A 24,870-nucleotide genomic window follows, 5' to 3' on the forward strand; every position below is an offset into this window, starting at 1 on the left:
CGGCTCAAGAGTTAATTATCTATTGGTTAATGTTACATAGTTTTATACAAATTGGTTTTCTGTATGTGGGTTGCTCATTAGATAGATATTTATGAAAGACTACAATGTCAAGGTCTATTTATAAAACTTTGGTCGAGCGCGTTTAAAGTTTTTTGTTCAAAATAAAAATATCACAACTATGTACTTAAGTAAACGCTGACGAAAATAATGTAATAAAAATAACTTTTTTAAAATAAATTTTTACAGAGGTTTTGAGAAGCTGTTGATATGTCTTACTGACTGGGAAAAAGAGCGATGCCTGTCTTGAAAAGTCGGAGCGGTAGTAAGCCACTAAAAAGCATTTACACTTTCCTTGTCAAACATTACCAATGCCCTACCCACCATACATGACTTTTGGACGTGTACTTAGTGGAGGAGTCAACTATTAAATCTATGAAGAAAAGCCCATAATTGTCTTCAGTAAATACACTGCTTTAATGGATAAATCTGACAGCTTGCTGCGAATACTTCACGGGAATAGTCGAGTAAAGTCAATGAAAATTATTTGTTAATCATGAACTTTTTTTGGGCGATCGCTGGAAATAGGAAAGCCTCAAAACCTTGATAACCAGGGCTTTGAGGCTTTTTAATCAGTGATTACTGAATTAAAGCTTTAGCTACGGAGCAAATACGACATCAACCCAGTAGTTGCTCGAATTATAGCTGGAGTTAGGAAAGCTCCTAGCACCATACTTGTAGACACCATTGCCACCACTCGACCCGTTGCTGAGAGCGTGCAGTGGTGCATTATCTCTAGCGGAAGCAAAGTACCCCTCATCTACGGAGTAGTGTCCAACATCAGTATGATAGGAGGCTACATAAGTAGTGTTAGCAGTAATCGCAACTGGAGTAGTAAAGTTGACCTGCTGCCAACCTGAGGCAGTCTCGCCAGTGAAAGTTGCCGTTGCTAGCTGGGTTCCACTGCTACTCCAGAGAGTACCGACATGAGTACCAGTATTGGTTGTACTCTTGTAGAATCGAATTCCAGTAATCGAACCTGCGACATCTGATTTGAACTTGACGCCCAATTCAATCGCGCTGTTGTCGGGATCTGCCAACACGGTAGGAGTAGCTGTGCTGTTCCAGATACTAGATGCTCCTGTCCCTGTGGTAAATGACCAAGTGAAATTTGCTGCTAAGGCGTTACCCGCCGAATCTTTTACCCCAGTCGTCCCACCTTTAACGGTGGCGGTATAAGTTGCCGAAGCTGTTAGTGGGCTGCTTGGTGTGAGGGTTACCGTACGGCTAGTAGCGTTATAGCTGACAGTCCCTGAGACTAACGTACTGCTTGAGTTACGCAACTCAAATGTACTGCTACTAATTGTGCTTGAGTTCATGGCTTCGCTGAAAGTAGCTGTGACACTTGTCCCAGTACTGACTCCTGTAGCACCACTGGTGGGAGATACTGATGTCACCGTTGGCGGCGTTGTGTCAGCCGCAGCAGTAGTAAATGACCAAGTGAAATTTGCTGCTAAGGCATTACCCGCCGAGTCTTTCACCCCAGTTGTCCCACCTTTAACGGTGGCGGTATAAGTTGCCGAAGCTGTTAGTGCGCTACTTGGTGTGAGGGTTACCGTGCGGCTAGTAGCGTTATAGCTGACAGTTGCTGAGACTAACGTACTGCTTGAGTTACGTAACTCAAATGTACTGCTACTAATTGTGCTTGAGTTCATGGCTTCGCTGAAAGTAGCTGTGACACTTGTCCCAGTACTGACTCCTGTAGCACCACTAGTGGGAGATACTGATGTCACCGTTGGCGGCGTTGTATCGGCCGCAGCGGTAGTTGTAAATATGACATCAACCCAGTAGTTGCTCGAATTAAAGCTAGAGGTAGGAAACGCAGAATTCGAGCTATATTTATAAACGCCATTCCCCCCACTTGATCCGTTGCTGAGGGCATGTAGCGGTGGATTATCCCTAGCAGAAGCAAAGTATCCCTCATCTACAGAGTAGTGTCCAACATTGGTGTGATAAGACGCCACATAGGTAGTGCTGGCGGTAATTGCTACTGGGCTACCAAAGGTAACCTGTTGCCAACCTGAGCCAGTTTCACTAGTGAAAGTTGCTGTGGCTAGTTGTGTACCACTGCTGCTCCATAAGCTGCCGACATGAGTCCCTGTATTAGTGCTAGCTTTATAAAAACGGATACCAGTGATGTAGCCATCATTATCTGAGCGGAACTTAACACCAACCTCGATCGCCCCAGTATCAGAATCTGCTAACACGGCAGGAGTTGCTGTGTTATCCCAGATACTGCACGGACAGGTACGCGCCCCTACTGTGACTGTAACACTTGCACCAGGATTCTCAATATTACCGCTATCATCGATCGCGCGACTCTTGATGGTGACTGACCCCGATGTTGTCGGTGTCCAACTATAGCTCCAACTAGCACGACCATTCGCTGGATGCCAAGTTGTGCCGCCGTCTACTGATACCTCGACACCGCCCACAACACCGCCACCTGTATCGCTTGCTGTACCGCTAATTGTGACAGTACTACCACTGGTTATAGTCGCACCAGCAGTAGGTGAGGTAATTGTAGAACTAGGGGTAGTCGTATCAGTTGAGGCAGTAGCAGATGTCAAACCAGCTTGCAACGTGGCTGGCTGTACGCCCATGTCAGCGAACAAGTTAACGGTTGCCTGCTGCATAGCTGGATTTGGCGTTGTACTAGCTCGGTCGTGATTTCCATCTAAACCCCAAGGCCACTGTATCGTTCCAGAGCCAAAAACCAGCGCTCCACTACTATGTTTGTATAATGTCAGGTGGTGTGTTGCTGTACCTGAAGCATAAGTAGACCCATAGTCTTGTAGAATCTCGACACCAGTGGCCGTAGTCGTGGACAAACGAATCAAGCCAGGCGGTCGGAACCCGTTATCAGAGTCTTCATCCCACTCGTAACCTAAGGTTCCATCGGTCAGTGTGGCAATACTGCCTGCCGCAAGACTAGCAACATTACTATTGCGCCAAAAGCGCATCTTGCCATCGGCCGCAGGTACTTGAATAGCCCTAGTCCCTCCGTTGACTTTGAATATTGTTCCAGTTAGAGCGTTTTCAGGACGACCACCGTCAGCCGGTGGGCTAAAGCGCGGGTCGCGCCAAGTGCCTGTCCATGTGGGTGGGTCTTGCGGATCAATGACTGCATTGGCTGTCGTCTCTTTGTATGTAACTAAGGTGCGATAGGGCGTCACCGACGTATCAATACTATTTTCCCAACGGGTTTTCCAAAAGACTTCGTTACCGCTAAAGAAGGCTAAATCGACACCCGCATTTCTGGCGGCTTCAACGTTCTGGCGTTGCCCATTCGACCAGTACTCATCATGACCGACAGATAGAAAGACCTTATGGTTGCGAATCAAGTTACCACGGCGATCGCTATCTACGCCAGTAAAATAGCTGATGTTGTAACCATTAGCTTCTAGCCAGCGAACCATAGGGTATTCGGCGTTGAAGAGCCAATCTTCGCCGCTGTCAACTATACGAGTGTTGAACGGACGGTTGTAGCTAACTTTATATGCCCGACCGGCAGGTGAGCCTTTGTATAAGCTGTTACCACCATAATCATTGTATGCTTGCCAAGTGGTATCAGAGGTCTGGAAGAGGATATCGGAGGTGCTAGCATCGTCTCGAACGATGAAGACGATATGGCTTGCACCTCCGTTTGAGCGCACAACTTTCGCGAAGTATATTCCTGAGGTGGCGCTGGAGGGGACAGCCCACGATGCAGACACTTTCCAGTTACCGCAATCGTTCAGTCCAGTTGTGCTATCACTTAAGCAGCCCGGTTGGTTCTGCGGCAGAGTTGCTGAAGGCAGAATAGTTGTGATCTTACGGGCACCATTGCCACCGTAGTATCCCATGCGGTAAATATCGAGACGGTAGCTAGTGGCGTCAGTTTTTATTTTGAAGGAAATGGTGCTTCCCCGATTAACGCTAATATCAGTGGCAAAGCCCTGGATACTTGAGTCACCTATACCGCTGATATCCCATTCACTAGAGGGATTGCCAGGTTGACAGTTCTCGGCAACTATCGAGTTGGCTGGTGACGTGCAGGAGGGATCGGCTGCAAGCACCCTCTGCATTGGTAGTTGAGACCCTAAGTTCAGTCCTAACACCATAAGCATCGTTAGCATCATCAGGATCATCAGTCGAATGGGCCTGTTCATTTAGCCTCCTTTGGATAATAAGTAGTAGGTGATAGATAACAGTAGGGTGCTGCATTTCTATAACCTTGGTTTAGTATTAAAATTTGGGGTTAATAAGTCTGGTTTATATCTACTGTCAGACTAAGATTTTCAGATTAAAACCTCAACGAATTCTTGAATAACCTATTCTCCATATTTTGTGAACTCTTCTCCTTCGTAAAAGGAGGGAGAAGAGTATTGCTACTGCTATCCTTTCCAAGTAACAAAAGTTTTTTTGGCTTCCTCTTCCTCTTCTCAAAAGAGAGAGTGAGGAAGAGGTAAAGAAAGAAGTTGGAAAGTTCGATTTTTGATTACTGAATCAATGCTTTAGCTGAGAGCAAATACAACATCAACCCAGTAGTTGCTCGAATTATAGCTGGAGTTAGGAAAGCTCCTAGCACCATACTTGTAGACACCATTGCCACCACTCGACCCGTTGCTAAGAGCGTGCAGTGGTGCATTATCTCTAGCGGAAGCAAAGTATCCCTGATCTACGGAGTAGCGTCCAACATCAGTATGGTAGGAAGCTACATAAGTAGTGTTAGCGGTAATCGCGACTGGAGTCGTAAAGTTGACCTGCTGCCAACCTGAGGCAGTTTCGCCAGTGAAAGTTGCCGTTGCTAGCTGGGTTCCACTGCTACTCCAAAGAGTACCGACGTGAGTGCCAGTATTAGTTGTACTTTTGTAGAATCGAATGGCAGTAATCGAACCTGCGACATCTGATTTGAACTTGACGCCCAATTCAATCGCACTGTTATCGGCATCTGCCAACACGGTAGGAGTAGTTGTGCTATTCCAAATACTGCATGGACAGGACGGGGCTGCTCCTGTGGTAAATGACCAAGTGGAATTCGCTGCTAAGGCGTTACCCGCCTGGTCTTTCACTCTAGGATCAATACCTCCACCTTTGACAGTGGCAGTATAAGTTGTTGAAGCTGCCAGTGCGCTGCTCGGTGTTAAGGTGGCTGTGTTGGCAGCGTAGCTGACAGTGGCTGATACCAGGGTACTGCTTGGGTTACGCAACTCAACTGTGTTGGTATTAATCGTTGCCGAGTCCATTGCCTCGCTGAAGGTAGCCGTGACACTTGTCCCTGTGCTTACCCCTGTAGCACCGCTGGCGGGAGTCCTGGAACTTACCGTCGGTGGAGTCGTGTCAGTGACAGTGCTGCTTGTAAAGACTACATCAACCCAGTAATTACTCGATTGGTAGCTGCTATTTGGGAAGCTACTAGCACCATATTTGTAGAGGCCATTGCTCCCACTTTCTCCATCACGCAGAGCGTGTAGTGGTGGGTTATCAACTCCAGAACTGGCGAAGAAATTATTATCAGCAGCGTATCTTCCAACATCAGTATGGTAAGAAGCAACATAAACTGTGTTAGCAGTAATTGCCACTGGAGTTGTAAAGTTGACTTGCTGCCAGCCAGAAGCAGTTTCGCTGCTAAAAGTTGCCGTTGCTAGCTGTGTACCAGTGCTGCTCCACAAGTTGCCGATGTGAGTGCCTGTGTTTCCACTTCCCTTGTAAAATCGAATGCCAGTAATTGAGCCGGCAATATCTGAGCGGAACTTGACTCCCAACTCGACTGCATTAGTATCAGAAGTTGATGGGTTTGTTGGCATTGCCGAACTATTCCAGATGCTCTGAGGGGTTGCTGCACTGGTAGTCGTGAATGACCAAGTAAAGTTCGAGGCTAAAGCGTTGCCTGCTTGATCTTTTACCCGTGGGTCAGTTACCCCACCTTTAATGGTGGCAGTATAAGTTGTCGAAGTTGCTAACGGGCTGCTCGGTGTTAGTGTTGCCTTGCGGGTTGCCTCATCATAGGTCACAGTGGCAGCAATCAACGTACTCGCTGGGCTTCGTAATTCAAAGCTGCTGCTGTTAATTGTTGCTGGGTTCATGGCCTCGCTAAACGTTGCTGTGACATTTGTTACAGTATCAACGCCTGTGGCTCCATTAGTGGGAGTTGTTGAAGTAACCGTCGGTGGCGTTGTATCTGCTGTATATGTAGCAACGTAAGAACCTGCATTAACTGAGAAGAAGGCGTACTCAATGCCTTTAATTCCCTGTGCAGTGTAAGTAACAGGATTACCATTAAGGGTGATACTGCTCAAAACTAAGCTTCCAGAGCGAGTTGGTAGCATCGCCTGCAAACCGTTTGTATTTGAACCTTTGGTGATAGTAAAGCTTAGGGTGTTACTAGTCCATGTGAGCGAGCCGAAAGATGAATTGTTACGACCATCAAGCCATTTTAATAGTTGATTGGCAGCGATAACTGGCACATTATGGGCTTGTGCGGAGGCGACCACCGCATTGGCAGCATCCGAGTTAGCAACATCAGTGTGGGCATTGACGTTGAAAACACCATAATATCCCTGTGCTCCAACTGCCGAATCAAGCAAGGTATTGACTGTTGAAGGATATGTTTGTCCTGATTCATCAGTCATTTGGGTAGCCGCATGATAGACGTCTATCATTGTTCCGTCTTGGTTGACTAAGCGCATCGGCATCCCTGAACCAGTGAAGAATCCTGCGCGGTTAGTAATCCAATCGGGCGGCCAATAGTAGTAAGTTGTATCGAGTCGGATTCCGTGATTCAGCTCAACTTGTGGAGTACTGAACCAGTCACTCCAAACAAGGCAGTGATGTCGTTCGGTAATTGGTGCAGGGATGCTAGAGTACTTGGTGTTAAATGTACTTAGCTGAGCTGTGTAGAAATTTTCTAGGGTAGTGGCCGTAAAATCCCCACAGTTGGTATTTACATGCAATGACACTTCAAAGCCATCAGCAGTGTAACTTGCTGCCTGAGCATTAGTTAGGGGCGAGTTAGGATAGATATATGATGTACCTCGAATGCATTCCCAATCATCGACTGAACACCCAGTTGGACTTGCGGCTCTAAATTGGTCAAACCGAGGCCCGGTTCCTCCATTAGCATGGTCGTCGCCGGTCATGAGTACAACCGCTTTTTTACCGTGGGGGAAGTACCAGAAGCGCGGTAGTGGTTTCTTATCAAGGTTCATCTTGATAATCAAGTTGGCCAGTAGGCGCTGTTGCTCATCTGCCTGAGGGATAGCCACTTTATTGAGATTTACCCAATCCGCTTGGACATCGCCACTGGCATTGCCGAAGAACTGGTCGTCAGAGCGGATTGGCGTGTAACTATCACGTTCCTGCCCAGCCCAAGCAGGATTACCTTGGCGTGTATAGACGATTGAACGCGCTAAGTCGTAGGTAAATGCAGCAGCCTGACCACCACTACTACCAACACTGCGTATTGTTACGGCTGGATTAACAGTTGCAGTCGTAGCATTTGTGTACAGTGAAGCAATGCTAGAAGCACCGCTCAGTGTGTAGCGGTCAGCAGTTCCGTGGAATTGGATTGTTTGGTCTACAATGCCATCGCCGACATCTGTCGAGGTGTCTACGAGTAAATAGGCATTAGCAAGTGTCGATGCTGCATTGGTTAACCCCAACAAACTAGCGAGCTGCGTATCAGGGCGCATGGCGATCAGATTGCCACCACCTGTCACCCAATTGGTGAACATTGTTACCTGAGCAGAGGTTAGGGTCGTCTCACCAAGGATGACAACATCGTAGTTGGCAAGTGTCGCTGCTGTAACTGATGAGATATCACTTTCGTTGAAGGAGTTAAATCCTTCAGTCCGCAAAATCTCTGCGTAGTATTTGTTGAAGGGTTTGGAAGCAGAAGTTATAACCAAGATTGGGCCACCTGGTGCTGGTGGGATGGCGGCAATCAGTGTTTCTCTACTGGAACTAGTAGTTTGTTTAACTGAGCTAGCAGGTTTTAGGGCCTTGCTGCCATCTGAGTTAGACTTTAATAGGTCAGTGACTGGGTCTAAGACTGGGCTTAATAAACTAGTGGTTAATTGGATAGTTTGCTTCAGTACTCCACTTTTTGCGTCCGACTGACTAACATCACCACTTGCGTTAGCGCTAGTAATGGTGGCTCCATTTGGGCTAACAGCGATCGCAGTGACAGCATCTGTTACGTTCAGCGTTAAGCGCAGTTTGCTGCTTGCCAAGTCCCATTGAAAAATCTTTTTGTCATCACCCCCAGCGATCAGGGTTGTACCATCACGACTGAAGGCAACCGTTCTGAGCGGCTTGGTGGCGTCGCTCAGAACTGACCTCTGTTCAAATTTGACTGTATCCCAGATTCTGGCTGTGGCGTCTTTGCTGACACTAGCCAGAGTACCTACTCCGTTGGGACTCCAGGCAAGCCCAGTAACTCCACTGCTATGACCAAGTAAGGTTCTGAGCAGTCTGCCACTTGCCACATCGTAGAGGTTGATCCAACCATTCTCGTCTCCGGTAGCTAAAAATTTGTTGTCGGGGCTGAAGGCGACGCTATTGCCGAAACTTTTGCCATCCGTGAAAATATTGCTAAGTTTGTTAGTTACTGCATCCCATAAATATACTTTCGTGTCCTCGCCCACAGTTGCTAAGTACTTGCCGTCGGGACTGGCTGCTACTGCTCTGATTGGATGCTCGTGTCCCCGCAAGACATTGAGTTGCTTGCCTGTTGAAGAGTCCCACTGTTGCAATGTAGTGTCTCTACCAACACTATTAAGCTTGTTATTTGAGAATACAAGTCCTGCAATCGGCTTACCTGAGTGTCCTGATATGGTTCGAATCAATCTACCAGTCGCTGGGTCAACCAGCGCGATCCGCCCATCTTGAGTAGCGTTGGCTAACAGATTGTCCGAAATGTAAGCGATCGCATTGACTGCTTTGAGAGCATTTGACCCAATAATTGTCTGAGCGCTCGTATAGCTATTTATCTGATTTAGAAACAGTAATAAAAAAAGCGTGCAGCAAAATACGATGAGGTATCTGAAACGTCGAATCATCACTTCATAATCCTTATAAGATGATGCTTTTCAAACCTAGAATGTTTCATATGGAAGTAAACACTGTAAAAATCACCTATTCCGCAAGTTAAATCGGCAATTGGGATATTTTCTATTAATCAACATAAAAAAGGGCTTTGGTCATTGAAAATGATCAAAGGCTCTAAATGTTTGTTTAGTATTGAGTGCAATTCGCTTTAGAAAATTCCGATTTTGACGAGCTCACCCGCGTAATGGTCAGAATCTTTAGTTTTTCAACATCCAAAAACTGATTTTGTAGAATGCTTCAAGTGCCTTTCCAAATCATCTTTTCTAGTGACAGAAACTTCGTGAAACTAACTGAATTATGAGGTTGACAGCATGAGAAATTCGCTAAAAGTCTGATGTATCAGGTTGTGAAATTATCTACAAATCTCCAAAATCACTACTTATTTATATGTCTATCGACAATGAAAATCGTTGCTCAATCAAATAGAAACGACCCACTATAGTAGAGTGTTTCTCAAAGTTGAACAGAGCATAGACGCGCTCAGTATTTGCCGGAGGTGTTTTCGCAAACTAGCCGTTCCCTCACTCCAAAGCAGGACATTCTGCCAAAAGTTAGGGCGTTGGCTTGTCGCTAGACACTCTTCTGAGAAAGAAGGAGTTAACCCATTGTCAACAACGTCTCTTTCATCTCCAGAAGATACATATCAAAGGATATAAAAGCCGCCATTAATAAGGACTAAGAGGTCTTTACACCCCTTTAGGTTAGTTAGGTTAACTAGTGAGTCATTTTCGATAGGGAACTTCAGCAAAGAGGTACTTGTGTTTAAATACTTTTATCTTTGCTATTTACACTTTAATGAAAGTTTTTATACTCAATGTATTAAGTGTAAATTATTTCTAGTTAGGTATCCTTAAAGATTTGATGAATTTTTTAATAAGTTTTATAACATGTTGATGTACAGTTAATAAAACTACTTTTACTACAGTTTTTATCTCATTTACTGATAAATTTAAAACACAACAATCATGAGGATAATACTTATTAAATATGATCATTGCAGAGAGTGAAAAATCCTGAAAGATACTTCTGTAGAGTGATACTATTGATATGCTGATATATTACTGGAATATGCATGGATAAATTTATCATATCCGTATTGAAAGAAATAAGGCATTAAAAAAGTTCAGTGAGGGATAAAAAGCATCACCAAATTTTGGGCGTTGCTGAATCAAAGGATGAATCATACGATCAGCAAAGCTTAACTCTTCTCCTTCTCCCAAAGGGAGAGGCTACGCCAATGGAGACGCTAGCGCGTAGCTTGCTTCTCCGTTCGCGATAGCGTCCCGTAGGGAAGGAGTACGGCTATCGCCTCAATCCAGATACACTATGTCAAGCTGAGCAACTTAATGATCTCAGCGCTTAATTAAATCAACTGTTGAGTTCAAGTTAATGAATCAACTTGCTGTACATTAAGTTAAATCATACGAATTAACTATTCAATCTTTTATATAAAATCTCCTACTTTTCCTACTTAGCACACTTTTTCCCTTACATATTCCAAAGTAATATTTATTTCAGGTCTGTGTACAGCAGAGTGTTTATCTGTACACAGACCTGAAGTAGAAACAGATATGACTTTTCACGAAAAGCCCACAAGCGACGAAACAACATTACTTCTGCCATAGGTTTATTATCATTAGTTTATAGCTATTGATAATAAACCTATGGCAGAAGTAGGGTTTGAGGAAAGCTTTAAATGACCTTTTCAATATGCCGTGAAAAGTCATGGTTAGAATTAGCGCCCAAGAATGGGAAATACACCACCAGATCATTGTCTGGCAAAAATGGATCAGTTTGAGCTAAATTGCCTGTTAAAGCTGCATCTGAGCAAAAGTGAGCGCAACGCGCTCCCAAATATCTGTTGTTTTAACCTTTTGCTAGCGGTTTCTTAATATTGCTGAGATAACTTAAGGGTACTAAATACGGATTAATTAGGAATAAGGTATGTGTCTAGTACATACCTAAGTTTTTAATACTGGTATTGCAACTAGCTTTGCCAGCTTCCCTTGGGAGATTGCTTTCAGCTAAAGCTATACCATCTGCCTAGCTGCGTTTTTGCAGTTGAGGTTGTTTTACTTGCAAGAAAATGAAATTTATACTCCAAATTACCCACGCTTCAGGCTCAGAAGCGGGAATTTATGTTGCCGGGATTAGTTCTCAGACTCAGAAGGCTGCGGACTAATACCAATGTAGCAATATTTGGAGTTGCAGCTAATTTATTGACAAAAACTTCACCCTTTCTGCTGGGGATAACTTGATTTCCAGAGTATCAAGGAGACGCTATTTATGGCTTTGACACCAGAGAATATTGCGATTAACGAAATTGACTCGGATACTCCTGGCACTGACACAGCGGAGTTTGTCGAGCTTTATGATGGCGGTGTAGGCAATACCGACCTCAGCGGACTAGTGGTTGTTTTTTACAACGGCAGTAACGACCAATCTTATGCCGCCTTTGACCTAGATGGATATAATAGTGATGCTAATGGTTACTTTGTACTTGGTAACATAGGTGTACCGGGTGTAGACTTACTCTTCCCTGGAAATACCCTGCAAAATGGAGTTGATGCAGTAGCGCTCTACACAGCTAATGCCAGCGACTTCCCAAATAATACACCTGTTACCACAACTAATCTGATTGATGCGATCGCTTATGACACAAACGACGCTGATGACAGTAGTTTGCTTGCTCTGCTCAATCCATCAGAGCCACAAGTAGACGAAAATAATGGAGCAAATGGCAGTGCGAACGACTCACTGCAACGAGTTCCTAATGGTGCAGGCGGTAGACGTAACACTAGTAGCTACCAAGCGCTGACGCCAACACCTGGTGCAGCCAATACTAACCTTGATGTTGAAGCTACGCTCACTAAAATTCACGACATTCAAGGCAGTGCTGCCACATTTAACTCTGCTTTTGGTGGAACCCGCACAATTGAGGGTATTGTTGTTGCTGCTTTCACTGGCTCCTCCAAACTGAACGGCTTCTACGTCCAGGAAGAAGATGCTGATGCTGATACCGACTCCAAAACCTCAGAAGCTATCTTTGTTTTCGACCCATCAGGGCTATTTTCTGGTAGCGTTGGCGATAAAGTTCAAGTCAGTGGGAAAGTTGGCGAATTTACTAGTAGCAGCAGTGGAATTACTAGTAGTCTCACGCAACTTTCGAGTTTGACAAGTGTTGTCAACCTGGGCGCTAGCAATTTACCTACAGTTACCAACATCCAATTACCTGTTACTGGCGTCACAGACTTAGAACGTTATGAAGGGATGCTGGTTAACGTTAGTGCAGCCAGTGGTGACCTGACTGTAACCGAGCAGTTCCAACTTGGTCGTTTTGGGCAAGTCGTCCTTTCGGCAACTGGTGCTAGCAACCAACCTGGTACTGATGGCAGGCTTGACCAGTACACCCAATTCAACGCGCCAAGTGTTAGCAGATACTCCGCCTATTTAGATGAGATTGCTAAACGGCGGATTATCTTAGATGACGGTAACAATACTCAAAACCCTGACCCAATCATTCATGCTCGTGGCGGTAAACCTCTGAGTGCCAGTAACACACTGCGCGGTGGTGATACAGTTGCCAGTATCAGCGGCGTTTTAGACCAGCGTTTTGAAGGATATCGCGTTCAAACATCCACAGGGGAAGACTTTACACCCGCTAATCCTCGCCCGAATACACCGCCAAATGTCGGTGGCACACTCAAAGTTGCTAGCTTTAACATTCTCAATTACTTTAATGGTGATGGTACAGGTGGTGGTTTCCCAACACCCAGAGGAGCCGAGAATCTCACCGAGTTTAACCGTCAGCGCGACAAGATTATCCAAGCGATTATCGGGTCAGGGGCTGATGCTTTGGGATTGATTGAACTGGAGAATGATGGCTACGGAGCGAATAGTGCGATTCAGGATCTCGTCAACGGATTGAATGGAGTTGCTGGTACTGGCACTTATACCTTTATCAATCCCGAAACTAGCCTTGGAACTGACCAAATTGCAGTCGGAATCATCTACAAACCTGGCAAAGTTACCCCAGTCGGTGCAGCAGCTACAACACCTGATGGATACGGCCAAGGTGCGTTTGATGCAACTGGACGCAAACCCTTAGCACAGACTTTCCAACAAAACTCAAGTGGTGAAAACTTTACGTTAGTTGTCAACCATTTCAAGTCCAAAGGTTCGGGTACACAAGGCGCTGGTGATGCTGATATCGGCGATGGTCAAGGTCAATTTAATGGAACACGGACTCGTGCTGCTCAAGATTTAGCAACTTGGTTAGCGACAAATCCCACAGGTAATAATGACCCAGATTACTTGATTGTTGGTGATCTAAATGCTTACGCCAAGGAAGATCCGCTCACGGTCTTGGCAAAAGCAGGCTATAACAATCAACTTTCCCAAAATACTTACTCTTATGTCTTTGACGGACAGTTGGGTTCTCTTGACCATGCCCTAGCTAATGGCAGTTTATCAGCACAAGTTACTGGTGCTGCCAAGTGGCACATCAATGCCGATGAACCAACTGTCCTTGATTACAATACCAACTTCAAGTCAGCAGGACAGCAGGATAGCTTATATAATCCTGACCCCTTCCGTTCCTCTGACCACGACCCGGTATTGGTGGGGCTTGACTTGTACAGCATCGACAAAACTATCATCCCTCCTGCTGGTCGGAAAATTGTCAAAGGTTCTAAAGGCAACGACGTGATTGTGGGTGGAGTTGGGGAAAAAACCCTCACAGGTGGTGATGGGAAAGACCAATTTGTTTATAACAGCATCCAAGAAGCGGGTCATTGGATCACAGATTTTCAAGTAGGTAGCGACAAAATTGTTCTGACTAAGTTACTCGATAGCTTAGTGACTGGGGGTTATAACGGCAGCGATGCGATCGCAGATGGCTATGTGCGTTTAATACAAGGACATACAGCTAAAAGTACAACCCTCCAAATTGACAGGGATGGTTTACTTAGCTCGGCAGCTTTCCAACCTTTCTTAGAGTTAGAAAACATTACCCCAGAGGCGACAAATAGCATCTATAACTTCGTGTTTTAGATCACTAGCACTTTAATAACTCTCTGCGACTCTGCGTGAAAAAATCTTCTCCTTTCCTCACGCAGAGACGCAAAGGGTATAAAAGGCTGTTTGTAAATAAATTTAATCTGGAAATTCTCACCACTCTAGATATACAGCAGTAATCTATGGTAACTACAAGCTCAATTCGCTTTTCTCAGTTCAATGCTTCCTTAAACCGCAATGCTGAAGGTCAGTTAGTAACCGATTTGTCTACTCCTGATAATCAGCAGGCGAAAGCTGTTGCAGAAATTATTCAGCGCACTAACCCAGATGTATTACTAATTAATGAGTTCGATTACGATCAGGAAAATCCTCTTAAACCAGTCCAACTATTTCAACAAAATTATCTTGGCGCTAGCCAAAATGGTGCAACTCCTGTTGATTACCCTTACGTTTATATTGCTCCTTCCAATACAGGTGTTGCTTCCGGGTTTGATTTAAACAACGACGGCAAAGTAGTTACAACCCCAGGCGTACCAGGATACGGCGATGATGCCTTTGGTTTTGGGAATTTCCCTGGACAATATGGAATGTTGCTGTTGTCCAAGCATCCCATTGATACTGCTAATGTGCGGACATTTCAAAATTTTCTCTGGAAGGATATGCCGGAGTCTTTGCTACCTAGCATTACCACGCCTGATTCCGCAACTCCTTGGTACTCAACAGCAGAACAAAACGCTCTACGCCTCTCCTCTAAAAGTCACTGGGATGTACCCATTGAGGTGAACGGGGAGACAATTCATATCCTCGCCAGTCACCCCACACCTCCGACGTTTGATGGCGATGAAGACCGCAACGGTAAGCGCAACCACGACGAAATTCGCTTTTGGGCCGACTACATTACTCCTGGTAAAGGAAATTATATTTATGATGATGCAGGTAAAAAAGGCGGGATTGCTACTGGGTCAAGTTTTGTAATTGTCGGTGACCAGAATGCAGACCCCTTAGATGGTGACAGTTATGACAATGCTGTTCGGCAACTGTTGCAGAACCCTGGTATCAATACTAATTTTATCCCCACTAGTGGCGGCGCTCTGCAACAGGCAGCTTTGCAGGGTGGTGCAAATGACAGTCAAAAAGGTAATTCTTATTTTGATACCGCAGACTTTGCTGATACGGCTCCCGGAAATTTGCGGACAGACTATGTTTTACCTTCTACTGACTTGAATATTAACAACTCAGCAGTATTTTGGCCGCTCAATACTGACCCGACCTTTCCTTTAGTTGGTACTTTTCCCTTTCCTAGTTCTGACCATCGTCTAGTTTACGCAGATGTGCAGGTGGGGAAAACAGAAGCTGGTAAAACCATTCCTAATGTCGGATTTTTAGGACAGGCAGCCTTCCCGACTGGCTTTATTCCTGCTGGTGCAGCGGGAACAGTAAATGGTGTACAAACTCCTGTGGGTGGATTGTCTGGTGTTAGCTACGATGCTGCGAATAACCGCTACTATGTTATCTCAGATGCTCGTTCTGACAGTAACGGTCTGGCTCGTTTCTACACTTTTACTGCCGACTCTGAGGTTAATTTTACCAACGTTACACCTCTAAAGGATAGCGATGGTAAGTTCTTTGCAACTAACAGCCTTGACCCGGAGGATATTGTTTTAACCAACAATGGGACTGTGTTCATTTCCTCTGAGGGTGAAGTGAATCCAAGTGCAGGTCAGGTTACCAAGCCCTTTGTTAAAGAGTTTTCTCTGGCTACAGGACAAGAGGTGCGAACCTTAACTGTCCCCACTAAATTCCTACCGATAGTTGAAGATACTAATAATAACGGTGTTGTAGATAGCGCTGATACCCAAATATCAGGTGTCCGCAACAACTTAGCCTTTGAAAGCCTTACCATCACACCCGATCAGAAAACCCTGTTCACTGCTACAGAAAACGCTCTATTCCAAGATGGGGCTAAAGCTTCTACCACCGATGGTAGCCGTTCTCGTATTCTCCAGTATAATTTGCAGACTGGACAACCAGAGAAGGAATATTTATACACAACAGATGCATCTGTAACACCGAACCCAAACACAGGCTTTAGTGACAACGGTTTGGTGGATTTACTAGCACTTGACAACCGTGGCACTTTACTGGCTTTGGAACGTTCTTTTGCAGAAGGTGTGGGCAATACGATCAAAATCTATGAAATCACGCTACAAGGTGCAACAGACATTAGTTTCTACGACTCTCTCAATAATCTGAGTGCTGAACAATTAGCAGCAATTACACCTGCTCAAAAGCGTTTGGTATTGAATTTAAATGACCTAAATTTGCCCAACGGCACAGATAACATCGAAGGCATCACTTTCGGCCCGAAACTTGCAGATGGTCGTCAGTCGATTGTGCTGGTAAGTGACAACAACTTCAATCAAAGCCAATTTACCCAAATTCTTACTTTGGATGCAGATATCGTGAATACCGCAATTCTTACAGTAGAAACCCGTCCAGACTTGTTTAATGATGACTCACTACCAAGAGATCAGCGGGCTGATGCTGATGACCCTGCTATTTATGTGAATGCAAGCAATTCTGCTGATAGCTTAGTGCTAACAGTGGTGAAAAATGCCGGACTGCGGGTTTATGATTTGTCTGGAAATTTGGTGCAGGAAATTAATCCGGGTGGCATTCATTATAACAACATCGACTTGCAGTATGGGTTTAAATTGGGTGGTCAATCTGTAGATATTGCCGTAGCTAGCGATCGCCAAAATGATAAACTAGCAATCTTCAAAATTAACCCTAATGCTAAAGCCGATGGTAAATACTTAGAAGAAATTACCGATAGCAGTATTGGCACTCTCTTCCAAGCACCACCTTTTAGTGAGCCATATTCTACATCATCTCGCAGTGCTTACGGCGTTGCCTTGTACCGTAGCCCGATCACGAATGATTACTACGCCTTTGTCAACCGCCGAGAAACCGGAGATGTCGCCCAGTTCAAACTGATAGATAAAGGTAACGGCAAAATAGGTGCTGAACGGGTGCGGGAGTTCACTATTCCCACAACTGAAGGACGCGAACCCCAAACTGAAGGGATGGTAGTAGACCAAGAAACAGGCTTCCTCTACATTGGACAGGAAGATGTCGGTATTTGGAAGTTCCAAGCAGAACCAGATGGTAGCAATACTGGTAAATTAGTTGACCGCGTTAAAGCTCTAGGTGGTACTCACCTCACCGAAGATGTCGAAGGATTGACTATCTACTATGGTGCAAACGGTACAGGCTACCTGCTAGCATCCAGCCAAGGTGATAATACGTTTGTTGCTTACACCCGCGAAGGTAACAACGAATATCTGGGTAACTTTGCTGTAGGTAACAATGGCTCAATTGACAGTGTGCAGCAGTCAGATGGTGCTGATGTAGTTAACGTCCCATTGGGGTCGAATTTCCCTTATGGTTTATTTGTTACTCAAGATGGTGATAACGAACCTGCGAAAATCGTCGATGGTGAAAATATCAAATCTAACTTTAAGTTAGTGCCTTGGGAAAATATTGCCAATGCCTTACCAACTCCGCTGAAGATTGACACCACCAGTTACGATCCTCGCAATCCCAACGCCATAGTTGAAACTGCCCCCAAGGTAACACTCAAAGGTTTCGCTTCCCTCCCTGCTGATACCTTTGCTGAAGGCCCTCCATCGGGTAGCGCGATCGCAGGTGATACTAACGGGCGGAAAGTTCCATTTGCAAAACAGCCGATTCAAGGGTTTAGTGGTGTTCAAATTGCTGATGATAATTCCTTCTGGTTCCTTTCTGACAACGGTTTTGGTCAAAAGAGCAATAGCGCTGATTTTCTTTTGCGGATTTATCACCTTGACCCCAGTTTCCGAGGTGCAGAAGCTCAAGGTGATGGAAGCGTCAAGGTGTTGGACTTTATCCAATTGTCTGACCCTGACAAAAAAGCTCCTTTCCAGATTATTAATGAAAATAGTAGTACTCGCCTCTTAACTGGTGCAGATTTTGATGTTGAATCTTTAGCAGTTGCCGCAGATGGTACATTCTGGATTGGCGATGAGTTTGGCCCCTATATCCTGCACTTCGATGCTACAGGCAAACTCCTAGATACCCCCGTTGCCACACCCAATATCACCAGTCTCAACACTTTGACAGGCGAAGCGCCAATTGTGATTGGACACCGGGGTGCTAGCGGTGAACTGCCAGAACACACAATAGGATCTTACAAGCGGGCAATTGAACGCGGCGCTGACTTCATTGAACCTGATTTAGTTTCTACCAAAGATGGTGTACTTATTGCGCGTCACGAGCCGAATATAATAGATACCACTGATGTAGCAGATCATCCAGAGTTTGCTGACCGTAAAAAGACCAAAATCATCGACGGAGTTGAGCAAACAGGCTTTTTTACTGAAGACTTTACCTTAGAGGAAATCAAGACGCTAAAAGCGATTATGCCGAAAGGCTTTCCTCAGCGTCCCCAGGCGTTTAACGGTTTGTATGAAATTCCTACCTTTGAAGAAATCATCGATTTAGTTAAACAGGTAGAAGCGGAAAGTGCGGTCTTGGGGTCTCCCCAAGAGGAGCAACTTTCCAAGACAAAGGATACAGGTCGGAAAATCGGCATTTATCCAGAAACGAAGCATCCAACTTACTTTGACTCCATTGGTCTGTCGCTGGAAGAACCCCTGTTAGCCACTTTGGAAAAAACTGGGTTTACTGACCCGAATCGAGTGTTTATCCAGTCTTTTGAAACCAGCAACCTCAAAGAACTAAATCAGAAAACTGATATCCCTCTGATTCAGTTGTTGGATGCTTATGATGTCAAAGACGATGGTTCGCTGATTGAAACTCAGCCTTACGATTTAGTCGCTAAGGGTGATTCTCGGACTTATGCAGACTTAAGGACACCCCAAGGTTTACAAGAAATTGCCACCTATGCTGATGGTATTGGCCCCTGGAAGCGGATGATTGTCTCGGTGAAGACAGTCGATGCAAATGGTGATGGGAAACCAGATGACTTAAATAGTGATGGTGTCATCAATGATGCTGATAAGGTTCTCACAGAACCAACTTCCCTAGTCAAAGATGCTCATGAAGCAGGTTTATTAGTACACCCCTATACCTTCCGTAACGAAGACCAGTATCTAGCATCAGACTACGAAAGTAATTTAGAAGCGGAGTTCAAGCAATATATAAATCTAGGTGTTGATGGTTACTTCACCGATTTTCCGGGAACAGGCGACTTAGTGCGCGACCAATTAACTGGACAGTTTGTGAGGTCGCCGCAAAACCCCGATGTACTTAAAAAGACTGAGTTTCAAACCTTAGATGGTAATGCGCCAATAGTCATCGGTCATCGGGGCGCCAGTGGTTCGCGTCCAGAACACACCTTAGAATCATATAAATTAGCGATCGCAGATGGAGCTGATTTCATTGAACCAGATTTGGTTGCTACTAAAGATGGCTATTTGGTAGCGCGTCACGAAAACGACATTTCTGGAACCACTGATGTTGCCAAACATCCAGAATTTGCAGACCGCAAAACTACCAAAATTATTGATGGTAACCCTGTTACAGGTTGGTTTACTGAAGACTTTACCTTAGCAGAACTCAAAACTCTCAATGCCGTTGAACGTCTACCCGCCTTACGCGGAACGGAATACGACGATGATGGATTGAAAATTCCTACCCTAAATGAAATCATCGATTTGGTGAAACAAGTAGAGGCGGAAACAGGTCGTAAAATTGGCATTTATCCTGAAACCAAGCATCCTACTTACTTTGAAAATCTGGGCATCAACTTGGGTCAGAAGTTGGTTGATACACTAGTTGACAAACAGTTCACAGATCCAAAACGGGTATTCATCCAATCCTTCGAGGTCAGTAATCTCAAGGAACTGAAACAAGAAATATTGCCGAAAGCAGGAATTGATCTGCCACTAGTTCAGCTATTTGGTGGCGCAACCAGCCAACCCTATGATTTTGTTGTCAGTGGTGACTTTCGTACTTACAGCGACCTCACCAAACCGACAGAACTGGCTAGTATTGCCACTTATGCCACAGGAATTGGCCCCGACAAACGCTTGATTGTTCCCGCAGAGACAGTAGATCGCAATAATGATGGTACACCGGATGACCTGAATGAAGACGGCACAATCAGCGACGCTGATAGAGTTTTAGGTACTCCGACCACCTTGGTGAAAGATGCCCATGATACAGGCTTATTAGTACATCCCTACACTTTCCGCAGCGAAGACTTTTTCTTAGCATCAGATTACAACGGTGACCTGAAAAAGGAATTTGAACAGTTCATCAATTTAGGCGTTGATGGCTACTTCACAGACTTCCCCGGTACAGGCGACCTCGTGCGTGATCAATTTGTCGGTGAGCCAGCTGTCTCCAACCTTGGTAGTTCCAAAGGATTTGAAGGACTAGCAATTAGTCCTGACAAGAAAACCCTGTATCCTTTATTAGAAGGTACTGTTACTGGTGACCCTGCTGGTTCGCTGCGAATCTACAAATTTGATGTAGCATCTGAGCAGTTTCAAGGTCTACAAGGCTTCTATCATCTAGAAGACCCCAATAACTCCATTGGCGATTTTACTGCTGTTAACGAAAATGAATATCTCGTAATTGAGCGAGACAATGGTCAAGGTGATACTGCCAAGTTCAAGAAGATATTCAAAGTTGACTTATCCAAAAAAGATGCCAACGGCTTTGTTGTCAAAGAAGAAATCGCTGATTTACTGAATATTCAAGACCCCAATGACTTGAATAAAGATGGCAGCACTAAGTTTATCTTTCCCTTTCAAACCATTGAAGATGTGTTGGTACTGGATGCTAAAACTATTTTGGTTGCCAACGATAATAATTATCCTTTTTCAGAGGGACGAGTGAGGGGAATTGACAATAATGAAATCATCACTTTGGAACTAGAAAAACCGCTAAACTTGGCTACTCCAAATTTGACCAAGAATGATGACAATATCTTCAATATTTTTGGTGTTGGTGTCAAACAAACACTCCAACTTAGCCTCACGGGGTACACTTCTAATTTTGTAGATGAACTAGGAGTCTTTACAGTTGATGATGACGCTGGAAACATTAATGGGATTGCCCCAGATTCTCCAGAATATGCCAAAGCGGCTTTAGATAGAGCAAAGGTAATTTTCTCTGGCTTAGCCAATGCTCCCAATGGCTTTGATACTGATGTTACACGCCTGCTGCAATTTACAAATGGTGAGCAACTGAGATTTTATTTAGTCAGAAATAGTACAACTGATGCTGTAAAAGCCGGAGTCACTCCAACCTCAGACATACTATTTTCTAATGCCACAAATTTCCAAGCGAAAAACTTAGATAATAATGGCTTCTCTTTAGCTTGGGAAGATGGTTCTACTAACAACGCTGCTGACTTCAAGGATTTGGTTGTCAAAGTTCAACCAACAAATAAAGCTCTTCCTCTAGGTCTTAGTTTGCAAGGTTTACCACAAGGAGAACTCTTAGATTTACGGGATGTTACACAACAAGTAAATGCTAAATTCGTCGTTAATAGAGACGGTGGTTACAACAATTACATCAGCTTCTATCGAGTGGCTGATGAGAATGGTGGTATTGATACTAACGGTGATGATAAAGCAGATATTCTCGTAGGGCAAGCTGGTTATGCTCAAGCCGCCGTGCATGAGCGTGTTCCAGGAGTTGAGTTGACCGTGAATAACCAGGGTACAGCAACTTACACCAGCTCTTTTGAGCCTGGTTCCATCTTTGCACCATTAATTATTATCAATGGTAGACCAGAGGCAATTCTTGATAACAATCCTAATAACAATCCGGCGGTTTACTTCCCATTCTTGGGCGCTAACCCAGATAAAGTAGATCACATTAACTTGTTAGGGAATAACACCTTTGGCTTTGAGGATTTAGTAAAAGGCGGTGACAAAGACTATAACGATTTTATTGTGCAAGTTGATTTGAGTATTGCTTAACAAAGTAATCTCAAAATCAAGTAATTCCTGAGTAGAACCTAACAACCTCATCCTTTGAGCAGGATGAGGTTGTTTTATTATCCCCAGTAGAGACGTTGCAATGCAACATCTCTACTGGGGTTGTAGCGGTGACAAAGATTGTAATGATGTAATCCGTGCGTGTAAATTTGAGTATCTCTACTGTGTAATATGAAAATTAAATAATTACTATCCAAAATCCCACATCCTCATTTCGTAAGCGAAGTGGGTTTTTTATAAATAATTGGGAAAACTCAATATTAATTCGCTTGGTGGCATGGGGAAACTTGATTAAGTGTAAACATACAATACTTTGTTGTATTTATATCCAAATTAGTACTGATTTTTATATTTAAACAATAATTCCCAGGCAATTTATGAAATTACCGTAAAATTTACTAGTTAAAGGCTCCTTTGGACGTAAAAATCGTCACTCTTTTAATCGGGGATAGCAAATGTTATGACAGAAAATATTCTAAATTTTGTAGAAGTTAAAAAACAGGATTTCGATGGTGTCGAAGGGCTGAGTTTTCCCAACTACGCCACCCTCAGTCCCGACGGGAAATTTCTCTATACTGCCTCGCTTGGTGACTCAGCGGTGGCAGTATTTGGGCGGGATACGATTACAGGTAAACTCAGTTTCGTAGAATTTCAAGAAGATGAGACAGATGGTGTAGATGGGCTGCTTGGTGCTTACTCTCTCACCATTAGCCCTGACGGCAATTTCCTCTATGCCACTGGCGTTGGTGACTCGGCGGTGGTAGCATTTCGGCGAGATTCGACCACAGGCAAACTCAGTTTTATAGAATTTAAAGAAGATGACAAAGACGGTATTGATGGGCTTGGTGGAGCCAACTCTGTCAGCATCAGCCCTGATGGTAAATTCCTCTATGCTACTGGAGCTGGTGAGTCAGCAGTAGCAGTATTTAGGCGGGATATAACCACAGGAAAACTCAGTTTTGTAGAAGTTAAAAAGAGTGAGCTTGATGCTGTTGATGGGCTGGGTGGTGTAAACTCTGTCACCATCAGCCCTGATGGTAAATTCCTTTATACTGCTGGCTCTGATGATTCGGCGGTATCGGTGTTTGGGCGAGATACGACTACAGGCAAACTCAGTTTCGTAGAAATTCAAATAGATGACACAGACGGTGTTGATGGGCTTGATGGTGCAAACTCCATTACCATCAGTCCTGACGGCAACTTCCTTTATGCTTCCGGAGGCAATGAGTCGGCAATAGCGGTATTTCGACGGAATACCGCTACAGGCAGGCTTAGTTTCCTACAAGTTATTAAAGATGACACAGACGGTGTTGATGGGCTTGGTTTTGCCAACTTTGTCACCGTCAGCCCTAACGGCAACTTTCTTTATACTTCCGGAGGTAGTGACTCAGCGGTAGCTGTGTTTCGGCGGAATAAGACTACAGGTAAGCTCAGTTTCGTACAAGTTGTCAAAGATGACACAGACGGTGTTGATGGGCTTAGTAGCGTCGTCTCTCTCACAGTCAGCCCTGACGGTAAATCTCTTTATGCAGCCGGATTTGGTGAATCTGCGGTGTCAGTGTTTAGTATCTCTGATAATACTCAACTGCTTAATGATCAAGATCAAGATATCTTCACCATCATAAGCAAGGGTGATAAAGCAAGACTTAAAGTTGAACTGACAGGGCATAGTTCTCAACAGTTATATGAACTGGGAGTATTTACTGTAGATGATGAAGAAGGCAACATTCAAGGTATTGCTCCTGGTGCTGCTGGTTACGCGGAAGCTGCCTTAAAACGTGCCAAAGTCATTTTCTCCTCGCTTGCCAATCTCCCCAATGGATTTAATGGCGACTTAAGCAGCCTACTGGAATATACTTCAGGTGATCATCTTAGATTTTACTTAGTACGCAACAGCACCACTGATTCTATTCTGGCTGGGAAAGCGGCTTTTACAGACGTACTGATTGCTGACCCAACCAATGTTAAGATACAAAACTTAGGTAATAATGGCTTCTCCCTAGCTTGGAAAGATAGTAGTGCTGACTTCCAGGATTTGGTTGCGAACATTCAAGCCACAGATGAAGAGTTACCTCTGGGCGCATCTGTGCAAGGACAGCAACAAGGAGAATTGATTGATTTACGGAATGTTACACAACCAGTAAAAGCTGAGTTTAAGGTCAATAGAGAAGCTAGATACAATAACTATGTGGGATTTTATCAGGTAGTTGATGAGAGTGGTGGGATTGACACTAACGCTGATGGTAAACCAGATATTCTAGTCGGACAACCTGGTTATCTTGAAGCTGCGATTCGCGGACGTGTTGCGGGTATTGATCTAACAGTGAAAAACCAACGCACTGCAACTTATGTAGGTACTTTTGAGCCTGGTTCTATCTTTGCACCATTTATTATTATTTATAATACACCCGATATATTTCTCGATGAAGACACCAAAGGTGATCCAGCAGTATATTTTCCATTCTTGGGTGCTAACTCTGACCAAACAGATCATATTCGTTTATTAGGGAATAACACCTTTGGCTTTGAGGATTTAGCCTATGGGGGTGACAGAGATTTTAACGATGTGATTGTGCGTGTCAACTTGAGCATTACTTAAGTATTTACATATTATATAAAAATAATTATACCAACTGTTTGACTGACAAAACTCCAGTAACATAACAGGATGATTTGACTGGAAACTCCCTTT

General features: G+C 44.3%; 5 protein-coding genes. 3 read left to right on the forward strand and 2 right to left on the reverse strand.

The window, feature by feature from the left end; all coding sequences use genetic code 11:
• Nucleotides 1-656: 656 nt before the first annotated feature.
• Both WKK05_RS23900 and WKK05_RS23905 read right to left on the reverse strand, forming a co-directional pair.
• Nucleotides 657-4,208: a DUF4082 domain-containing protein gene (locus tag WKK05_RS23900; protein ID WP_341525542.1), complete on the reverse strand. Its 3,552-nt coding sequence runs from the start codon at nucleotides 4,206-4,208 to the stop codon at nucleotides 657-659.
• 345 nt (nucleotides 4,209-4,553) lie between these two features.
• A complete protein-coding gene (locus WKK05_RS23905) occupies nucleotides 4,554-9,098 on the reverse strand; it encodes a DUF4082 domain-containing protein (RefSeq protein ID WP_341525543.1) in 4,545 nt (1,514 codons plus the stop codon).
• Nucleotides 9,099-11,433: 2,335 nt separating this feature from the next.
• On the opposite strand from WKK05_RS23905, the gene WKK05_RS23910 reads away from it, so the two are divergent.
• The 3 genes from WKK05_RS23910 (at nucleotide 11,434) to WKK05_RS23920 (ending at nucleotide 24,777) form a co-directional block, all read left to right on the forward strand.
• Nucleotides 11,434-14,199, forward strand: coding sequence for an ExeM/NucH family extracellular endonuclease (locus tag WKK05_RS23910; RefSeq protein WP_341525544.1), 2,766 nt, complete (start codon nucleotides 11,434-11,436; stop codon nucleotides 14,197-14,199).
• Nucleotides 14,200-14,345: 146 nt separating this feature from the next.
• Nucleotides 14,346-22,160 carry a phytase gene (locus WKK05_RS23915; protein WP_341525545.1) on the forward strand — a complete coding sequence of 2,605 codons (7,815 nt, stop codon included), beginning with the start codon at nucleotides 14,346-14,348 and terminating at the stop codon, nucleotides 22,158-22,160.
• A gap of 478 nt (nucleotides 22,161-22,638) precedes the next feature.
• Entirely contained in the window at nucleotides 22,639-24,777 is a 2,139-nt protein-coding gene (locus tag WKK05_RS23920) for a beta-propeller fold lactonase family protein (protein ID WP_341525546.1), read from the forward strand.
• Nucleotides 24,778-24,870: the final 93 nt, after the last annotated feature.

This window comes from Nostoc sp. UHCC 0302, from assembly GCF_038096175.1.
Classification (GTDB): domain Bacteria; phylum Cyanobacteriota; class Cyanobacteriia; order Cyanobacteriales; family Nostocaceae; genus UHCC-0302.